The sequence below is a fragment of the Ruegeria sp. MALMAid1280 genome (genome assembly GCF_049195285.1).
In the GTDB taxonomy this organism is placed as follows: Bacteria; Pseudomonadota; Alphaproteobacteria; order Rhodobacterales; family Rhodobacteraceae; genus Ruegeria.
In genome coordinates this window covers 94,978-113,411 of record NZ_JBMIRT010000033.1, presented here as the reverse complement: position 1 = coordinate 113,411, position 18,434 = coordinate 94,978, and the positions used below count along the sequence as shown (strand labels likewise).

21 protein-coding genes are annotated in these 18,434 nt (G+C 53.6%); 9 read left to right on the top strand and 12 right to left on the bottom strand.

Translation table 11 applies throughout. The features are described 5' to 3' along the window. Positions 1–70: 70 nt before the first annotated feature. Positions 71–1,102: a zinc-dependent alcohol dehydrogenase family protein gene (locus ACOQFT_RS01985; RefSeq protein ID WP_421596395.1), complete on the top strand. Its 1,032-nt coding sequence runs from the start codon at positions 71–73 to the stop codon at positions 1,100–1,102. A 258-nt stretch (positions 1,103–1,360) separates the two neighbouring features. Here ACOQFT_RS01985 and ACOQFT_RS01980 read toward each other — a convergent pair whose 3' ends face one another. Together ACOQFT_RS01980 and ACOQFT_RS01975 are read right to left on the bottom strand one after the other, a co-directional pair. Further along, positions 1,361–2,239 carry an alpha/beta fold hydrolase gene (locus ACOQFT_RS01980; RefSeq protein WP_421596394.1) on the bottom strand — a complete coding sequence of 293 codons (879 nt, stop codon included), beginning with the start codon at positions 2,237–2,239 and terminating at the stop codon, positions 1,361–1,363. A gap of 21 nt (positions 2,240–2,260) precedes the next feature. After that, entirely contained in the window at positions 2,261–3,238 is a 978-nt protein-coding gene (locus tag ACOQFT_RS01975) for a zinc-binding dehydrogenase (RefSeq protein ID WP_421596393.1), read from the bottom strand. Positions 3,239–3,349: 111 nt separating this feature from the next. Here ACOQFT_RS01975 and ACOQFT_RS01970 point away from each other — a divergent pair, with 111 nt between their 5' ends. The 4 genes from ACOQFT_RS01970 (at position 3,350) to ACOQFT_RS01955 (ending at position 6,282) form a co-directional block, all read left to right on the top strand. Continuing rightward, positions 3,350–4,228 carry a LysR family transcriptional regulator gene (locus ACOQFT_RS01970; protein ID WP_421596392.1) on the top strand — a complete coding sequence of 293 codons (879 nt, stop codon included), beginning with the start codon at positions 3,350–3,352 and terminating at the stop codon, positions 4,226–4,228. A gap of 96 nt (positions 4,229–4,324) precedes the next feature. Next, a complete protein-coding gene (locus tag ACOQFT_RS01965) occupies positions 4,325–4,774 on the top strand; it encodes a GNAT family N-acetyltransferase (protein ID WP_421596391.1) in 450 nt (149 codons plus the stop codon). Between the two features lie 72 nt (positions 4,775–4,846). Further along, positions 4,847–5,374: a MarR family winged helix-turn-helix transcriptional regulator gene (locus ACOQFT_RS01960; protein WP_421596390.1), complete on the top strand. Its 528-nt coding sequence runs from the start codon at positions 4,847–4,849 to the stop codon at positions 5,372–5,374. Further along, the gene (locus tag ACOQFT_RS01955) at positions 5,371–6,282 is read left to right on the top strand and encodes a DMT family transporter (RefSeq protein WP_421596389.1); all 912 of its coding nucleotides are present in this window, start codon (positions 5,371–5,373) and stop codon (positions 6,280–6,282) included. Before ACOQFT_RS01960 ends, ACOQFT_RS01955 begins: the two co-directional genes overlap by 4 nt. A gap of 340 nt (positions 6,283–6,622) precedes the next feature. Here the strand turns inward: ACOQFT_RS01955 and ACOQFT_RS01950 are convergent, their stop codons facing one another. The 6 genes from ACOQFT_RS01950 to ACOQFT_RS01925 all read right to left on the bottom strand — a co-directional run bounded on the left by ACOQFT_RS01950 (position 6,623) and on the right by ACOQFT_RS01925 (position 11,118). Further along, positions 6,623–7,231 carry a DNA-3-methyladenine glycosylase I gene (locus tag ACOQFT_RS01950; protein ID WP_421596388.1) on the bottom strand — a complete coding sequence of 203 codons (609 nt, stop codon included), beginning with the start codon at positions 7,229–7,231 and terminating at the stop codon, positions 6,623–6,625. Continuing rightward, a complete protein-coding gene (locus ACOQFT_RS01945; RefSeq protein ID WP_421596387.1) occupies positions 7,231–7,539 on the bottom strand; it encodes a YciI family protein in 309 nt (102 codons plus the stop codon). Before ACOQFT_RS01945 ends, ACOQFT_RS01950 begins: the two co-directional genes overlap by 1 nt. A gap of 7 nt (positions 7,540–7,546) precedes the next feature. Next, entirely contained in the window at positions 7,547–8,134 is a 588-nt protein-coding gene (locus ACOQFT_RS01940) for a TetR/AcrR family transcriptional regulator (protein ID WP_421596386.1), read from the bottom strand. An 8-nt stretch (positions 8,135–8,142) separates the two neighbouring features. Then, positions 8,143–9,234, bottom strand: coding sequence for an alkene reductase (locus ACOQFT_RS01935; protein ID WP_421596385.1), 1,092 nt, complete (start codon positions 9,232–9,234; stop codon positions 8,143–8,145). 511 nt (positions 9,235–9,745) lie between these two features. Continuing rightward, on the bottom strand, positions 9,746–10,648 hold the full coding sequence (locus ACOQFT_RS01930; protein ID WP_421596384.1) for a sigma-70 family RNA polymerase sigma factor: 903 nt from the start codon (positions 10,646–10,648) through the stop codon (positions 9,746–9,748). Then, entirely contained in the window at positions 10,645–11,118 is a 474-nt protein-coding gene (locus ACOQFT_RS01925; protein WP_421596383.1) for a carboxymuconolactone decarboxylase family protein, read from the bottom strand. Before ACOQFT_RS01925 ends, ACOQFT_RS01930 begins: the two co-directional genes overlap by 4 nt. 590 nt (positions 11,119–11,708) lie before the next feature. Here ACOQFT_RS01925 and ACOQFT_RS01920 point away from each other — a divergent pair. Next, positions 11,709–12,443, top strand: coding sequence for a helix-turn-helix transcriptional regulator (locus ACOQFT_RS01920; RefSeq protein WP_421596382.1), 735 nt, complete (start codon positions 11,709–11,711; stop codon positions 12,441–12,443). Here the strand turns inward: ACOQFT_RS01920 and ACOQFT_RS01915 are convergent. After that, complete coding sequence (locus ACOQFT_RS01915) at positions 12,384–12,680, bottom strand: hypothetical protein (RefSeq protein WP_421596381.1); 297 nt, start codon at positions 12,678–12,680, stop codon at positions 12,384–12,386. The two genes, ACOQFT_RS01920 and ACOQFT_RS01915, sit on opposite strands and share 60 nt — an antisense overlap. Here ACOQFT_RS01915 and ACOQFT_RS01910 point away from each other — a divergent pair, their 5' ends adjacent. Both ACOQFT_RS01910 and ACOQFT_RS01905 read left to right on the top strand, forming a co-directional pair. Then, positions 12,681–13,664 carry a hypothetical protein gene (locus ACOQFT_RS01910; RefSeq protein ID WP_421596380.1) on the top strand — a complete coding sequence of 328 codons (984 nt, stop codon included), beginning with the start codon at positions 12,681–12,683 and terminating at the stop codon, positions 13,662–13,664. Further along, positions 13,661–13,960: a DUF1330 domain-containing protein gene (locus tag ACOQFT_RS01905; protein ID WP_421596379.1), complete on the top strand. Its 300-nt coding sequence runs from the start codon at positions 13,661–13,663 to the stop codon at positions 13,958–13,960. Before ACOQFT_RS01910 ends, ACOQFT_RS01905 begins: the two co-directional genes overlap by 4 nt. A gap of 223 nt (positions 13,961–14,183) precedes the next feature. Here ACOQFT_RS01905 and ACOQFT_RS01900 read toward each other — a convergent pair whose 3' ends face one another. Continuing rightward, positions 14,184–15,083: a LysR family transcriptional regulator gene (locus ACOQFT_RS01900; protein ID WP_421596378.1), complete on the bottom strand. Its 900-nt coding sequence runs from the start codon at positions 15,081–15,083 to the stop codon at positions 14,184–14,186. Between the two features lie 132 nt (positions 15,084–15,215). Here ACOQFT_RS01900 and ACOQFT_RS01895 point away from each other — a divergent pair, with 132 nt between their 5' ends. After that, complete coding sequence (locus tag ACOQFT_RS01895) at positions 15,216–16,082, top strand: SDR family oxidoreductase (RefSeq protein WP_421596377.1); 867 nt, start codon at positions 15,216–15,218, stop codon at positions 16,080–16,082. A gap of 553 nt (positions 16,083–16,635) precedes the next feature. Here the strand turns inward: ACOQFT_RS01895 and ACOQFT_RS01890 are convergent. Both ACOQFT_RS01890 and ACOQFT_RS01885 read right to left on the bottom strand, forming a co-directional pair. Further along, on the bottom strand, positions 16,636–17,868 hold the full coding sequence (locus ACOQFT_RS01890; protein WP_421596376.1) for a type II toxin-antitoxin system HipA family toxin: 1,233 nt from the start codon (positions 17,866–17,868) through the stop codon (positions 16,636–16,638). After that, positions 17,868–18,179, bottom strand: coding sequence for a helix-turn-helix domain-containing protein (locus tag ACOQFT_RS01885; protein WP_421596375.1), 312 nt, complete (start codon positions 18,177–18,179; stop codon positions 17,868–17,870). The genes ACOQFT_RS01890 and ACOQFT_RS01885 overlap by 1 nt, the downstream gene beginning before the upstream one ends. Between the last annotated feature and the right edge of the window lie 255 nt (positions 18,180–18,434).

The following is an 18,434-nucleotide window of genomic DNA, read 5'->3' as shown; positions in this document are numbered from 1 at the left end:
CTATATAAATATTGACAGTGCTTGCAAGTGCTGCCTTTATATAGCGACCGCTACATAACGAGGCTGCGACATGAACATGCATTCCGGCGAATTCAACGCCTACTCACTTTCATTCGAAGATGATGACATCCAACTTTCAATCGTCTCGGAAAAACCAAAACCGCCGGCATCGGACGAAGTTCGGATTGCCATAGGGGCCGCCAGCCTAAACTATAGGGACTTACTGGTAAGGAAAGGACAAGACAGCTCAGCTTTGCCCAAGCTTGCACCCTTGTCAGATGGCGCCGGTGAGATTGTCGAAATCGGTGACGATGTATCTGACTGGAAAGTTGGAGATCGCGTGGTGGTTTCGTTTTTTCCGAATTGGGAACGCGGTCGGTTTAGCCCCCCCGACCACGGCTTGGCTTTGGGGGGCAACCACGACGGGGTTGCGGCGGAACAGATAACCATTGGGCAGGGCGCGCTTGTAAGAATTCCCAATTACTTGAGTTTCGCGCAGGCATCGACCTTACCCTGTGCTGCCGTCACCGCCTGGGGGGCACTTTTTGAACGTTCAAACCCGATAACGAGCGGAGACATAGTATTGATTCAAGGAACCGGAGGTGTAGCAATATTTGGCTTGCAACTCGCAAAAGCGGTCGGAGCAAAGGTCATTGCTCTGTCCTCTTCGGATGAGAAACTTGAACAGGTCAAAACTCTGGGCGCGGATATCGGTATCAACTACAGAAAGACACCCAATTGGGCAGAGGCCGTCCGTGAGGCAACAAATGGGCATGGAGCGGATCACATCCTTGAACTTGGCGGTGTAGAGACGTTTGAACAGTCTATCGCAGCAGTCGCAGGAAGCGGCGTAATTTCTCAGATTGGTGTACTTACCGGGTTTGGTCCGCAACCAAACTTGCACGGGCTGCTCACTGCAAGCGCTACGATAAATGGAATTCTCGTTGGGCCGCGAGCCTACCTCGAGAATCTGGTATCGTTTCTGGAAGAGCACCGCATCGAACCCGTGGTAGATAAAGAGTACGCATTTGGGGAACTTGAAGCGGCGTATGAGCACCTCGAATCTGGTGCCCATATCGGCAAAGTGGTCATATCGGTTTAAGCAGAACTGAAGTACCTGCCCCTTGTTTCGACGTCTTGCCGACGTTGCCAGATTTTGACTTTGCGCATTCCTTCACGTCAAACTACGGTTCGGTCCAGAGACCCGCCTATTGTTTGTAATGGAAGTGGTGGAGCGGGATGTGCAAGCCGTAAAAGCAAATCTAACGGAAGGATGGGTTCGCCGCCCGATAGTCATTTCAATCGGGCGGCGGCCACAAAGATCAAGGTGTCGTCGTGCTTGCGCGTTCAGAGCCCAAGTTCAGGCTTTCTGTAGGCATTTGTGACCGACATCAAGCTTTTGGACGAACTGACGGATTTCGTCTCCGATTTCAGCAGCGCATTCTTCCAAAGCAAAGTGGCCGGTTTGGTAAAACCTAAACACCGCTTCCGGAACATCCCGACCGAAAGCTTCCGCTCCAGGCCGTGCAAAAAACATATCGTTCAGTCCCCAAACGACCAGTATTGGAGGCTTGTGTTCGCGAAGATAGTTTTGCCACGCATCGTACAGAGCAACGTTGCTTTGATAGTCATAGAAAAGCGCCACCTGAATTTCTCGCCGTTCCGGATCCGACAGGAAGTGCGTATCGAGCGCCCAGGATTCCGGGGCAATGGCCTCAGCGTCCTTTACACCATCCGTATACATTAGGCGCACGAAGTCTGGCGAACAAAGCTCAAGCAGCGCTTCACCGTTCTCAGAGCTCTTTTCGTTCCAATAAGCGCGAATTCCCGCCCAGGCGTCGGTCAATCCTTCCTCATAGGCATTTCCGTTCTGAACGATCAGGCCGAGGATACGATCCGGCGACTGGCTGGCGATGCGCAGCCCAACCGGCGCACCGTAGTCCTGCATGTAAAGGAAGTATCGGTCGACACCCAACTTCGACAACCACTGAAAAACGACTTCTGCCAGTTTGGCGAAGGTATAGGGGAATTCAGCCGGCGCCGGAGACTTGGTGAACCCAAACCCCGGATAATCCGGAGCCAGAACATGATGCGTCTCGGCCAGCAATGGGATCAGGTCTCGGAACATGTGAGAAGATGCCGGATAGCCGTGTAGCAGCACGATGGTCGGGTTCTTAGGATCACCCGCCTCTCGGTAAAACAAGTCGACATTTTCGATCTTGATGGTTTTGTTCTGCATTTTCAGTCTCCAATTCGTGGTTCAGAGTTCAACGACAAGCTTGCCGTTGGCGTTGTTGCTTTCCATGACGCGATGCGCTTCGTGGACTTCGTCAAATCCAAGCACCTGCGATGGCTTGGCTAGGATGTGCCCCTTTTCGGCCTGTCTGATGATGTCTTGCAGCGGAATGTCGGACATTGGAAAATCAGGTGAGCCAAGCATGAAACTTGCGAAGAAATTGAGGTTCACTCCCGATGGCATATCAGTGAGCGGGTTGAAGGCGATGGGGTCGCCGCCGCCAAGAAACCCGGCGTTGCAAACCGTGCCGCCAACCTTTGCCATCCGCAGAGAGTCCAGCAGCGTGGTATTGCCGACAAGGTCCAACACGGCGTCCACGCCAGACGTTTCATTGGACCTCAGGTCCTCTGCCAAGTCACCAGAGTCGATCAAAACATCAGATGCGCCGTGATCGCGTAGTAGCTGCGCCTTGAAGCCGCTGCGTGTTGATGCGAGAATACGCACATTCCCTACCCTCTTGGCCAGATTGATGGCCGCCAGCCCCAACGCAGATGTTCCGCCCCTGACAAATAGAGTGTCACCTGGCTTGAGCAGAAGGTTTCGAAACAGGCAATACCAGGCTGTGCCATAAGATTCCGGGATCGCAGCCACCTGAGCCCAAGGCAATTCGGTCTCGATCGCAACAACGTTGGAAGCCGGCACCGCGACATATTCGGCATAGCTGCCATTGATTGTGCGGCCCATACCTCCCATCATCGCGGCAACTTTGTCGCCGGGCTTCAGCCGGTTGCTTGGGTCAAACTCCACTTGCCCGACACATTCGATCCCGCTGACCCGGGCGACGTCTCCCCACGCCCCGCTGCGCATATAGGTCTCTGCCCGATTTACGCCGAAGGCCTTTACCCGGATCAAAACTTGTTCATTGGTCGGTGAGGGTTTTTCGATCTGGGCGGGAACCAGAACCTCCGGTCCGCCAAATTCAGATATGGTTATCGCTTTCATGGATTACCCCTTTGTCTCCTGCCGGACACAAAGTGTGTGTGGCCTTAGTAAATAAAAAGAACTAAATTTCTACCATCCTGGTACACCCTATTTACTGAGCTTCGTTAAACCATGACATTTCAACAACTTGCAACCCTCCGCGCGGTGGTGGAGTCGGGCAGCTTCCAAGGCGCGGCGCGATCTCTCAACAAAACCCACCCAAGCGTCATCACTGCGATTAAGAACCTTGAGCTTTATCTTGGCTTCAACCTGATCAACCGGCACACGTACCGCGCGACGCTCACGCGGGAAGGCCAGGAGTTCTATCAAAAGTGCCGTCACCTGCTGGACGGGATGAAAGACCTCGAGTCCCATGCCCGGCAAATCGCAGCAGGAGATGAAGTTGAATTGAACATCGTGATCGGCGACGTGACCCCGCCGGAGCTTGCCTTGCCGGTCATCAAGAGTTTTTCCCACACCCACCCGAACACTCAGATCAACCTGCTGTTCGAGAACATTGGCGGCCCAAATGAAAGACTGTTGACTGGAGCCGCCGACATTATTGTTCATCACATCGAAAAGATGGATCGCCGGTACGAGTATGACGACCTCACAACCGTGCAATTGATCCCGGTCGCTGCGCCAGGCTTCATTGCATCGCCACTGGATGGTGACCTCAGTTACGACGACATGGCCGCTTACACTCAGTGTATTGTGCGGGATACATCAAAGGACAGGGAGCAACAAAACTATCATGTTCTGGAAAAAGCGGCCCGGATTACCGTCGGCGACCAGCACACGAAAAAGCAGGTTATCCTTATGGGGCTGGGTTGGGGACATATGCCGTCATTCCTGATCGAGACAGAGCTTGAAAACGGAGATCTGGTATCGCTTTCCGGCCCGCGGATACCTAACCACAGTGTCGATATCGTTGTTGCGCGGCGCGCGAATGAAAGCGTCGGCAATGTTGCCCAAAAACTATGGGAGGCATTCCAAACAGGTTCCGCCTGACTGCGCCCGATCACTTCACATCTGCGCTATTCGTGTTGTAGCCCGCCAAGGTGAAGATAGGATGCTGGGCTCAACATTTCCGGACAATGGCCCGATATGATTACCCGATTTGCAACACCTGCAGACATGCCGAAGGTGGCGGAGTTGTCCCGTCAACTTGCGTCTCACGTATGTGACCCCGATCCTGGCGCAGGACACCGTGATCTCGCAAATTGGGGCTTTGGACCGGCGAGCTGGTTTGAGTGCCTCGTTCTGGAAAAGAACCGCGACATCATCGGCTTCGCTCTTTTCTGCAAGAGGTTCGAGGCACATACTCGCAGGCGGTACCTGTGGCTTGGTGATCTGTGCGTTGACAAGAGGCACAGACAAGAAGGCGCAGGAAGAAAACTCGTCGACGCGCTGAAGCACTACGCTGCCACACTCGGGTGTGACGGAATTGACCTTGAGCTGTGGAAATTGAACGAAGAAGCGCGGCGTTTTTATGCACGTGTCGGCGCAACACCAATTCAGGATGTCGACAGTTTCAGAATATTAGTAACCCCCTAGTCAGATTATGCACTACGCGATTTTTTTGTTTTCACAGGTTTTATATGCATTCCGCATACATATATAACAAGAATGGAACACGATCAGCTTGCAAACCTACTCGGGGCTCTTTCGGTCGCACTCACAGATGCGCAAGTATCGGCTCTCAAGAAAGCTTCAGACCTTAACCCAAGTGCAGCCAGTGCAATAATAACTCTCGGAGCCAATCCCGGGTTAAGTATCGGCGATGTAAGTAAGGTTCTCGGGATCAGTCATTCTGCAGCGGTGAAGGCCATTGACGGGCTAGTCGGAAAGGAACTGGCGCGCCGCGACAAAGGTGCAGACCGCCGTAACGCGCGAGTCAGCCTTACCGCAAAAGGGAAACGGTTAAGAATTCGGCTGACTACAGCGCGGCGCGCCGTATTGGAAGACTGCCTTGTTGGTCTTGCGCCTAACAGCCAAGACGCGTTAGCGGAAATCCTCATCAAACTGCTGGAAAATCTCACCGTTGGTCGCACCCAGGCAGATCACATTTGCCGGCTTTGTGACGAATCTGTTTGTCGGCCAAATTGTTGTCCCGTCGAACAAAAGGCAATCTGCGTGGAAAATACACCCTCATGACGATTCCAATAATTTGGCATCAACCGGAGATCAGCAAAAGCAAAGCGATCACAGCGATGATTTGTTCCGCGGCATGTTGGGGTCTTGCCACTGTCATGAGCAAAGGCGCGCTCGAGTTGCTGCCTCCTATCTCTCTTTTGGTCGCACAGCTTGCTGCAAGCGTCGCTGTTTTGTGGTTGGTTGTGCTGGCAACCAGGCAGCGTATACTACTGGATCGAAGCGCGCGAATTGCCGCATTAAGTGGCGTTCTGGAACCCGGACTGGCTTATGCGTTGGGAATCGGAGGGCTGGTAATGACGACGGCCTCCAATGCTTCCCTTATCAGCACGACCGAGCCTCTGGTTGTAATCTCGCTTGCATTCGTTTTTTTCAAGGTGCGAACAAGTAGAAGACAATTGGCCACGGTTCTGGTGGCCACGGTCGGCGTGGCGTTAGTCAGCTTTGAACAATCTGACGCGAAAGCCAGGATTGCCGGGGATGCATTGATAGCTGCTGCGACCATTTTCGCCGCGCTCTATGTCGTCATAACCAGCAGACTCGTGCTCAGAACACCGCCTCTTGTGCTGGCCGTTATGCAGCAGACCGTTGGATTTGTCTTTGCAATTGCGATTCTGGCAGGTGCAATTGCGCTGGGTTTTGAACACATCAAAACCTGGCCTGACGCCAACGGTTGGCTACTCATATTCGGATCAGGCATTGTTCAGTATGCGCTGGCCTTTTGGTTTTACTTGGTTGCACTGCGTGCACTGCCGGTTTCGACCGCCGCGCTATTTCTTGCGTTGATCCCCGTCTTTGGCGTAAGTGGCGCGGCAATATTCCTTGGCGAAACACTAAGCCTTGTCCAACTGTTCGGGAGCACCTTGATTGTTGTTGCTGTTCTTGCGTCTACAGCGATCATTCGACAATGATCAGCGCTAAAATCGGGCAGGTGGAGTCAAGTTGGTTGTTGCTCGAATTGTTGGGACGAGCGCCCCAATTATCTGTCGTGCTGTCAGGTTAATATCGGGGGTTACCGTTGGCCAGCTGCTTCTCTAACTTCGTCGAAACCTGCGCTATATGTATCTTAAAAGGTATCATAAGTTACGTGTTGCATGGCCTTTTGGATGCCATGGGCGGAGTGTCAAAGCGCCACATAAAAGAAAAAAATTTTGATAGAAAACGCAATGCTTGCGGGTGTCATACAGCATGACTCTTTATGCTGTAGCAGGTCCGGCTGGAAGTCAGAGGGTTTCCTTGAAGGCGTGGATACTAGACTGTTATCTCGAATACCTGCCGCGCCCGTGTGGCCTTGGCTCTAAAAACACAGTCCAGCGCGTGATCATTGATCAGCCCCATGGCCTGCATAAACGCGAACACAGTTGTCGGGCCGACAAACTTCCAGCCACGTTTTTTGAGTTCTTTTGACAGAGCAACCGATGCCGGGCTTTGCGACTGTGATTGTGGGGCGCTGAGCTCTGCTGCCGCAGGTTCGTATTTCCAGACAAAGGCGGCAAAAGATCCTTCCTGTGCAACGAGCTCGATCATTCTGGCCGCATTGTTGATGACAGCTTCGATCTTGCCCTGGTGGCGGACGATTGAATGGTCCGCCAAAAGACGTTCCACATCCGTTTGGTCAAATTTCGCGACCTGCCGAAAATCAAATCCAGCGAAGGCCGCGCGGAAAGCTTCACGCTTGTTCAGAATGGTGCGCCAGCTAAGACCCGACTGAAAGGCTTCCAAACAGAGCTTTTCAAACAGCCGGATATCCTCGGCAACAGGGTAGCCCCATTCCTTGTCATGATAGTCGAGGAACTCCGGTGCGCTACCACTCCAGCGACACCGAGATTGTCCGTCCGGACCCAAAAAACTATCTGTCATCAAGAAGTTCCCTGTTTGACCGTTGGCAATAAAAAAGTCAGTCTTGGATCGGCCCTGTTCGGGATAATCTCGAGAACATCGGCCGCAACGACACCCTCTTTTACGAATGGGTCTTTTGCGACCCTTGCTTCAATGTCGGCCCGGTCTTCGGCAAAGGCCAGAATTGCACCGCCCTGTTGCGGTTGCAGACTGCCGACAACAAGAAACACACCGTCGGACATGCCTTGCTGGATCCATTCATTGTGCCCAGGCATGGAATCTTTAGCTGCCGCCTTGTTATGGGCAAATTTCAGAGTGATCAGGAACATTTTCAACTCACTTTATTGAGGTTTGTTGATTGGACGCGATCGCGTCCAACCAAGCCATCATCCGTGCGACTTCTCGCTCCAGGAAATCCTCGTTTGGATAGGCGCTGGCCAGTGTGGCAACCCCCTGACTACGGGCGAGCAAAGTCATCGCCAGATCATCCGCGTCATCAGCAAGGCCCATCCGTAAGAACTGACGGCGCAGCCAGTACCGAAACAGATCAAACAATCGAAGTGCATCCGCTTGATGGTCATGATTAACTTTCGACAGTTCAAGAAAGAGCGTTCCCACCGGACAACCATAGGCGCGGATCTTGGTTTCATTCAGGAGAAGAAGGCGAATGAAACTGGCGATCCGTTGCTGCGGCGTTTCACCATCGATCTCCCACCGATCCAGCATGGCCTGCCGTTCCTGAAGGCGGCGTTCGATAACCGCCTCCAGAATCTGATCCTTCGTTTTGAAATGGTGGTAGAAGTTCCCCCGGGAAATGCCGACTTCTTTCGCGACTTCCGCAAAAGACGTATTTTCAAACCCCTGCTCATAGAACAGCAGGTCAGCGGCGCCGACAATCTTTTCTCTTGTGTTTGGTCGGGTCATGGGCTCCCTCACGCCGCCGAAGACAGCAAGTCCCCAATAAAAGGATAGTCCGTGTAGCCCGTCTCATCGCCACCATAAAACGTTGTATGATCGACGTTGTTCAGGACAAGGTTATCACGATACCGTCGCACAAGATCGGGATTGGCAAGAAACGGAGTACCAAATGCGATCAGATCGGCATCGCCGCCGGAAATCGCCGCTTCAGCCCGCGACTTGTCATAACCGTTGTTGGCAATGTAATTCCCACGGAACGCATCACGCAATTTGCGATAGTCAACGCTCCTCGGTCCCCCGGCCATGTCCCCCTCAAGGACATGAAGGTAAGCCAAGCCGTAACCTGAAAGGCCAGAGACAATATACTCGAAATGGCGCTTCGGGTCGCTGTCTCTCATGTCGTTGAAAGTGTTTTCTGGTGTCAGCCTCACGCCAATGCGGGATAGCGGAAACACCTCAGTAACCGCGTCGATCACTTCATTCAGAAACCGCATTCGATTCTCAACGCTTCCGCCGTAGCCATCTGTTCGCGTGTTGGTGCCATCCCGCAAGAACTGATCGATGAGATAGCCATTGGCTCCGTGCACCTCAATTCCATCGAAACCAGCAGCCTTTGCGTTTTCCGCTGCTGCCTTAAACTGCGCCACGATGCTAGGGATTTCGCTCTGGTCAAGCCGCCGAGGCGTCACAAAGTCCAGCATGCCGTTGGTTGTTACCGCCTGCCCTGACGGAGCAATCGCCGACGGAGAAATTGGTGTCGCTTGATCCACCTGGTGGCTTGGGTGCGAGATTCGACCGCAATGCTGCAATTGAGCGAAAATACGACCACCTTCGGAATGGACCGCATTCACCACACGCAGCCAGCCTGCTGTCTGCTCGGAAGAAAACAGCCCCGGTGTATGGGGATAGCCGACACCTTGCTGAGAGATCGGTGCGGATTCTGAAATGATCAGCCCCGCACTCGCACGCTGCGCATAAAACTTGACCATCATACCAGTCGGAACACCTTCGTCGCCTGCGCGATTTCGCGTTAACGGAGCCATAACCATGCGGTTGGGGATGGTCAGGTCCGCAAGAGCGAAGGGAGAGTAAAGGGAGTGGGTCATGTTATTCCTCAAGAGCTGATTCTAGGACATGTGACCTACTAATTAGGTCATGTGTCCGACGATGTCAATTCTGCCAATCTGCCTTCGGGTTGGACGGATCTTCGGCACAGGCTCAAGCGTGCTGCAACACACGATGCTATTTGTGGCTGAGACATACATAGAGACAACAACCCTCGGTTTGCGATGGCCCTTCTGAAATAGGGCTTAAGACGCTCCATCTGCTCGTCGGGCGGCCAGAAGTGATTACTCTTTTATAACTTTAAAACTCAGGGTCTAGATTCACGCAGCCGATGTGGCGGCAGCCAAAATGATGGGTCTAGAACCTATGCCCGTCGGGCTTACACCGATGCCCGCTTCAGTCGATCCTTGGCGGACGCCGTGTGTAATGCAAATGTCGGTTTTGGGCGTAACAGGTGATTATTCGCAAGGGCGCAAATATGGATAAAACCGCAAGATCATAAACTGGCATCGCAGGACATGCCGACCCGCCCCTTTTTCGTAATCCCGATCATCACGTTGATGCAGATGATCCGTACAACTCGGACGCAAAATGCGCAGTCTTGTCCGGGTTCCTTATAATGTAGACTTGGCACACTCGCCCGTGCTCGATTTCCAGCACCGTGGCTTGGACCAGACCGTCTATTGGCTCGAGACTTAAGATGGCAGGCAGTCCGTTGATGAGGCAGAACCGCCAAACATCGGGCAATGCACCACCTTGTTTCCTTGCAATCCCGGCAAAAAATCGAACGAGCTTTTCACGCCCGAAGATCGCTCTGCGGGCGGCAATAACTTTACCTCCTCCGTCGGTGGTAACCTGCGCGCCTTCAGCCAGAAGGCGCGATAAACTGTCTGTGTCGCCCGTTCTGGCCGCCCTGAAAAAGGCGAGTGTAATCGCCATACCTTCCGTCTGGCTTACGGTGCTTCTCGACTGTGTTTTTTGAACATGGACACGCGCACGTGCCACCAGTTTGCGGCAGGCAGCCGGGCTGCGCCTCAAAACCTCCGCTACTTCGGAGTAATCGGTGTCAAACACGTCGCGTAACAGATATGCTGCCCGTTCCAGTGGCGTTAGGCGCTCCAGTGCCAGTAACAATGCGACAGAGACATCATGATCCAGACGCTCACTGGGATCGTCGGTTAAAATCGGCTCGGGCAGCCATTCGCCGGGATAGTTCTCGCGAAGCTTTTTGGCGGCTCGCAAGCGATCAAGGCAGAGATTGGTTGCAACCCTGATCAGGAATCCTTTTGCATCCCTAACCTGGTCCTGTTGGGCTTGCCGCCAGCGTAGAAAGCAGTCTTGTACGATATCTTCCGCATCGCTGACAGTGCCCAGCATGCGATAGGCGACCGCGAACAAGCGCGGCCGCAACGACAGAAATTCTGTCAAATGAATGGTGTTCGGATCAGGACTCACGCAGCCTTTTCCTCCTTGGGCAAACCGTGCGGCATACGAAACCCGATGGCAATCCGGTTCCAACTATTGATTGCGCTGATAAGCAAACTCAGCGCTACTTGTTCTCGTGGGGTGAATTGGGCCTCTAGCACCTCATAGTCTTCGTCCGGGGCTTGCGTTGTCTCGATCCGGGTCAGAGCCTCGGTCCACGCCAGCGCTGCGGTTTCGCGTGGCGAATAGACAGATGCTTCTCTCCATGCATTCAGCAGATAAAGCCGTTCTTCGCGTTCACCATGGGCGCGCGCGTCCTGCCAGTGCATATTTATGCAGAAAGCACATCCGTTAATCTGTGAGGCACGCAGTTTCACCAGCTCGATCAGGCTGTGTTCCAACCCGCATTCCTGCAGCAGTTTTTCCTGTTCCAGCATCGGTTGAAACAGTTCTGGTGCTACACAGAAATGGTCGAGGCGCTGAGTATGTTGATCGGACATATTCGTCTCCTTTTGATCGTGACATAAAGAGGACGGACAAGCGGCTCGGTTTGTGACATCTGACCTGAATTTTTTGGCATGTCTTTTGGTCTTCCTCACGAATTACCGAAATTGGATCCGAGGCGGCAATTCAGTAGCGATTCCTGCACCAAAGCGTGCCACTGGACAAACGAAACCAAAATCTTTGCAATCCCGGAGTCAGTGTCACTACGTCAGGCGCGCTGTCTTCCAAATCCGTAAGGGCCGAATTTCTATGTAAATTTCCGCTGGATCTAAGCAACCCCTGCAGATTGGAACACCTTATGGGGGCACGAATTCGCCTCTAACCGTCAAAGTATCGCTTCCAGAGGTCAGCATTATGGATCTCAATTGTAGGTGCTGGCGTAAGACCCTAAGCTGTCGTCAAGGAGACACGGATGGTAAACGAACCAGTTCTTTTTCGGCTAATAGAGGGGCTTGAACATCTCGATCTTAGCGAGATCGAAGCCCGTAGAGTCGGAGTCAACCGGTGCCGAAGTGCCCAATGTCTGACCAGAATGACAATTCGGGTACCAACTCTGATGCTTCCAGTTGCCGGGACGAAATCGATCATGTCCGGTCAGCAAAACTACAAGGCGAGCCTTGGCGAGTATCTTGTTTTGCCAGCTGGCGCCGAGATCGATGTCAACAATCTACCCGACCGTCACACCCGACAATTTGCCTGTGCCGTGTTGATCTTTGATGCCGAAACGATTGACCTTTTTAGCAAGCTCTACGGCGATCAGCTGAGCGATTGGCGCATGCAACCGCAGTGGAAAGCGCGCGCTTCAGAGGCGCTGTATTCGGCTGTTGCCGATTGGCTTGCGCATTCGCAGGCGTTTGGTGCCGATCTGGTACAGACACGCCATCGCATGGTCGAACTGTTGCTTCTTGTTGCCCGGCAAGGCGTGGCGGGAAACCTCCTGTTCCAGAAACAGGCCAGCTTGGGGCAAAAGATCAAGCACATGTTTGCACTCGACCCAAGCCGCAATTGGCGGGTCGTCGACATGACAACACAACTTGGTGCAAGCGAAAGCACGCTCCGCCGTCGACTTCATGCCGAAGGTAAGCAATTTCGCGATTTGCTCGAAGAGGCCAGACTTGATCACGGCATTGATCTCGTCATGGCAACCGATATGCCGATCAGCCAGATTGCCTTTCACTGCGGTTACCAGTCGCAGTCGCGCTTTGCTGAGCGGTTCAGATTGCGCTACTCTCTTAGCCCCACGGAGCTCCGCGCAACTCAGTCAGAAACCGCAGACACAGCCGGGGTCATACCGCTCAGCCAGCGGCGTCACGCGGTTTGACTCTGCTTTTAGAGCGCTGATCTCTACCTTTTTGAAAATTCGATTCAACACCCGTTGGTCGGATGTCTTCTTGGCTTCAATGGACACAGGCTGATCGCGCCAAGCGCGCGAACCGTTCGCTTTGCAGGGCTTGCCGAGATTGACCGATTCAAGCGAATTCCAGACCGAGCGCGGCGCGAAGATCATACCGTTAAACAGATAGGGAAAGGTACACCAATCTTTTAATGGAGTGCTCATATGCAATTGTCCAACAAAGTCGCCGCTGCCTGCCTCGGGGTCCTGATACTGAGCCCACCTGTTGCTACAGCAGACACGTCGATTTATCTTCCCGATCCGCAATTTGCCCCCGAAGGCATCGCAGTCAGCAGTGATGGGTCGCTTTTTATCGGCAGCCTTACGCAGGGGCGCATGGTGCGTATTTCGCCTCAAACTAAAAGCGTTACCGAATTTGCACCGGCTGGTGAAAACGGGATGGTGTCTGTGCTTGGCGTCCATATCTCGACCGATGACAAGCTCGTCTTTGCATGCTCTTCTGATCCCGGATCAAGTGCTCTGACCGGCACCGCGGCGCCAGCTCTGGTAAGTTTTGACTTGGAGACAGGCGCATCCGCAGGGCGCTATGAGCTGCCGGAGGGCGGTGCGCTGTGCAACGATATCACCGAGCTTCCAGATGGGACCATCCTGGCGACCGACAGTTTCGTTCCACGCATATACGCTCTGCGCCCCGGTGCAAACAGGCTGGAAATCTGGCTCGAGGATGAGCACCTCTCAGGTGAAGGCTTTAACTTCAACGGCATCGCCTACGATGACGGCGCAGTATTTATTTTGCGTTACAACGCCGGCACGATGCATCGTATCCCGGTCCTCAAAAACAAAACCGCCGGAGACGCTGTAGCGGTTGCGTTGCCAAAACCAATCAAAGCAGCGGACGGACTCAAAGCGCTTGGCGATGGTCGGTTTCTGGTGGTCGAAGGCGGCGGGCTTGCCAAGGGCGCGCGCGGCGCGCTGCTTGGCGTTACAGTTGATAACACCAATCGCGCAACGGTTGAAACACTTGCCGGGGATCTCAATGTGCCGACAACTGTCGATACACACGGCGATGCGGCCTATGTCGTCGAAGGGCAGCTCGATCACCTCTTTGATCCCACTGCCGGCCCCGCCGATCCGTATAGGTTGATCCGCATCGACCTTCCCGACGCGTTTCAAGGAAACGGATCATGACAGCTTATGTCCTTGTCCTATCGACTCCTAACCCCACGGGCGCGGAAAGTCGCCAAAAATACGGCGAAGGCGTTCGCCCGCTCCTTTCGGCTGTCGGTGCCAAACCCTTGCTTCGTGGAGAGGTTGTCGAAACGCTGGCTGGTTCTGAACACGCTACAACAGCGATGGTCCTTCGGTTCACTGACACGCAGACTGCAAAAGCGTTCTTTGAGCAAGATGCTTACAGGGATTTGATTCCTCACCGGAGTAAAGGCTTCAGAAGGATGGAAATTCTCATCATCGGCGAGCAGTCCTAACATCTATGGTGGGCGCCAGTACTGGGTTTCACAGTACTGGCGCCCACTGCTGATATCGGCCCGATCATTGATATAATAGGTCCTATCCATACCCGTTTCGAACAAATGCTTTACTGGGTTACTGCCTGCTTAGGTAAGCGGATCAGACCACCAGAGTCAGATTTGGGGCACTCTCCAAAGCAAAAGCCAACTACCTCACCCAAGTGCGTACCCCCCTGAAACGCTATTCGAAATTCTGTTTCATATGATCGCCAAAGTATTCAATAAATACGCGGACCTTGCTGGCAAGATTGCGTGCGCTTGGATAGACAGCGCTGATGGGTGTGGCTGGCGGCACCAATGGAAAGCCGGGCAAGATCGGTACCAGCACACCGTTTTCCAGATCATTGCGCACCATCCAGTTCGGCAGCATTGCGATGCCGAGCGCTGACCGAGCCGCAGATCTTAGAAAAACCAGGCTACTTGCATGGATACTGCCGGAAATGGGCACTTCGATCTCTTCCTGCCCTGAACGAAAGCGCCAATGGATTTGTTCACCCCCGACTTGGTAGGATAGGCAAGCCAGGTGCGACAGTTCCTTAGGATGCTGCGGTATCCCGTGACGGTCGAGGTAATTTGGGCTTGCGACGATAAGTGATCGACTCATAGCGAGACGCTTGGCCATCAGGCTGGAGTCCTCAAGATGCCCCATTCGGATTGCCAAGTCGATGCTGCGGTCAATCAAGTCTTCCATAGAGCCAGAAGTGAACAGCCGCACCCGCACATCCGGGTAGCGGGCAAGAAAACCTGGCAGGATCGGTGAAAGTAGGGCGTTCGCCAGATCCGCTTCAACCGTGATACGCAGGGTCCCGGAGGGCGCATCGCTCAGTCGTGTTACAGCAAGGTGCGCTGCATCTACATCTTCCAAAATCTGCCGCGCGTAACGCAGAAGAACCTCACCAGCTTCGGATAGGGTCTGTTGCCGTGTCGTGCGCTGTAACAGGCGCGTACCAAGCTCTTCTTCCAACCGTGAAATCTGACGGGATACAGCAGAAGGGGTCGCGTGCATCTCGCGGGCGGCAGCTGAAAAACTGCCGGTGTCCGCCACTCTCACGAACAACCGCAGCAAAGATAAATTTTCCATTTGTGCGCTCCGCGCAAAGGTTATGTTCCACCATGATAACTTATCACCCGATCAGCACAAATCATATAACTACCGCAGCGGCTCTAAGATTCGGTCGCATCTCCTAGATCCATTGCGGGAAAGGAACACCCCATGCCCAAAACTATTCTTGTCACCGGTTCGTCCACCGGCTTTGGACGGCATATCAGCGAGACATTGGCTGGTGCCGGCCATACTGTCTTTGCGTCTATGCGAGACACCGCAACAAAAAATGCCGATCACGCCAGAGAATTGCGCGACAGCGGCATTAGAGTCGTCGATGTGGACGTGACCGATACACAATCTATCGAGCGCGCAGTTGCCGAGATACTGGCACGCAGTAACAAGATCGACGTGCTGGTCAACAATGCTGGCATCGCTTCTGTCGGCGTGTCAGAAGCTTTCTCGGATGACCAGGTCGCGCACTTGTTCAATGTCAACGTGCTGGGCGTGCATCGGATGATCCGAGCTGTCCTTCCGTCGATGCGGCAACAGCGTTCCGGGTTAATCGTCAACATCGGTTCCATTTTGGGCCGCGTGACCTTCCCGTTCTTTGGACTCTACGGCGCAAGCAAATTTGCAGTCGAAGCGCTGAGCGACAGTTATCGCTATGAATTGTCGCAACTGGGTGTCGACGTCAGTCTCGTCCAACCAAGCGCGTATCCCACGCAAATGTACGCGAGCGCGGATCAGCCCGGTGATCATGACCGCATCGAATCCTACGGCGAAATAGGAAAAATACCGGCGGCCATGTTTGACCAGTTCATGACCATAATGTCCGGTGCGGATGCGCCCAATCCACAAGACGTTGCTGATACGGTGATGAGCCTTGTTGATAGCCCGTCGGGCCAACGCGAGGCGAGAAAGGTAGTTGGGAACAGTTTCGGCGCTGACACGGTCAACGCTGCCACTGCGCCTATTCAAGGCCAGACAATTGAAGCTCTGGGGCTGGGACGTCTCGCCACAGCCAAGACAGCCTGAAAACCAAGGAGCCAGGGACAACCCTGGCTCATATCCCAAAAACCCGGATCAATGCTTCAAACGGTTCTGATGGTTTACATCTCCAAAACCTACCAGATGAGAGATCAGGGGATGTCCATTCCAACAGAGCCTTGCTTTGATCTTATGCACCCTGCCCTCTTTACGCTCATAATCTAACATTTTTGCTCGTTACTTTTATCACATCTTAAAAATGTCATCTAACCCGATAAGTACCCCTTATCACATGTCATTGATTTGACCCCGAAACCGGCGCAGAATGGGCCCCATGTGTCGGTTTTCCTTAAACAATGGACTCGCGACGGCTTTGGTCCAAAACCCCTAGACCCCTGCCCCGCTCCGGCAGCAAACCTTAGTCTATGCAGCGCCGTGACCTGCAATTTTGTAAACATAGACCGGCACACATTCCGTTCGAGTCAACTCGTAAAGGACCAACACAGCACAAGGCCAACCATGAAAACCGATAAAGACAAGCAAGAGCAGTCTACAAGTTAGGGAAAATCGACACACACCAAAGAAGTCGGGGCCGCCTTGATCAACTTTTGCCGACCGAATTCAGTCTTTTTACTATCTCTCTACTTCGTTCTTCAGGAACTCCACTTACATCTGCAAAGACTGGCCACTGTTTCGCCGCATGGCGCACTTGCTCGATGATTTCAAGCACGCGTCGTTTTCGAATGCCGCACCCCTCTCCTGCTGCAACCAAATCTTCATGAGTCGGGTTCCTGCCATTTCCATTCACACTCAGATGATGTTCGCCGCCAGGGCCGTCAGAAAAGCTCAGGTCATATGCGGGCGACAGGCGCCATGTTCCGTGATGGTCCATCAGGAAGGCGTGGTTCTTGATGTGGTCATCGCGGTTGTGGGTTAGAACGTTGAAGACCATGCGCCGAAACATCTCTTCAACGTCACCCTGATGGTTGGTCATGAAATAGGTCAGTTTCAACAAGGTTTCATAGTCCACAACCGGTGCGGTGAAATCGGCGTTCAGAATACCCGCGACCGTGTGCATATGCAGCCGCCGACCCTCGGGTCGATCAAAGCGAAGGGTTGCGAACAGGTCTTCACCCGAACCGGTCGAAAGCAATCGTGTGTCCGACATGTTGATTCCGGCCGCGCGCGCCATTTCCGCGTAGGCTTGTTCCTCACGCGCGGCGCTGGACGGGTCGGACGAGGATCGGAATTTTATGAGGTAATGGCTGAACCCCTCCCCTGCCCCGTTGCGATGATCCCGCAACATGCCGGTTTCTGTGTTCACCAAGGCGACAAATTTTGGCCGCGCCCCGGCCGAGCCGCCACTGCCTGCGCGAAGCCGGGACAGGTCCTCGACAGACAAGTCCTGTTCGATATGCTGGGCAGTTTTAGCGAACCAATCCAGGTCGATATCTTCCTGTTTGGTCAGTTCCTCTTCGGGATGATAGCAAAGCGCCCCCATGCCGTACTGGCCGACTATGGCCAGACGGTTTACTGGCGTCAGCTCATGAACCGCCCTGCCCCGCCGTGCCATCTCACGGTCAATCAGCAATTGGCCCCAGCCATCAGGCAGTGAATCCGCCAGGACACCCGGCAGCCCATCAAACGGAGTGTGGTCGCCAAAATGCAACCCCTGCCAGGATCGGATCGCATATGGCGAAATCGGCAACGGGTTTGCGACGAACTCCGGCGCCCATTCAATGGCGGCACGTCGCTGGTCCTTGACCCACGCCACCTGTCCAACCACACGCCGATGATCTCCAAAGTCCAGTTCGATGTTCAGACGATCAGCCATCAGCCCTGCCTTTTTCCGGCCCGCTTGCGGTCAGCCCTTGCGGACCCCAATTCCTCCAGTGACGAAGCTGCTGGCTTTGGAAACAGATCTTCGAATGCGTCCAGCGCGCCCAACGCCCCGGCAATCGCCAAAAGTGCCGCCAGTGAAATCTCGCCACTTTGTTCAAACCGTTTGAGTGTCGACAGCGGCACGCCCGATTTTTCGGCCAAAGCCCGCTGTGTCATGTTATGAGCCAGGCGCAGACCGCGGGCAGAAAAACGAATCTTGTCCTGCACCGAACCAGGTGTCGGGGTCTCAAAGCTAAAGGTCAATATATTGCCCTTTCGCGCAAATTTTATCATCTAAGGATAATATAATGTCTTTTGACACCAAAAGAAACCTGCGAATCCTGCCCGTGTTCGCCCTCTTCCCCGCCTTAGGATGATTCCCGAACGTCTGATTCAAAGCTTGATCCGAGACTATCACTGATGTTTCACGAGATTTTCCATGAATTCTATGGGGATTCACAATTATTTATTCCTTTCAATGCCTTGCGTCGTGTATTGTTTTGAGAAGCCGCTCCTCTA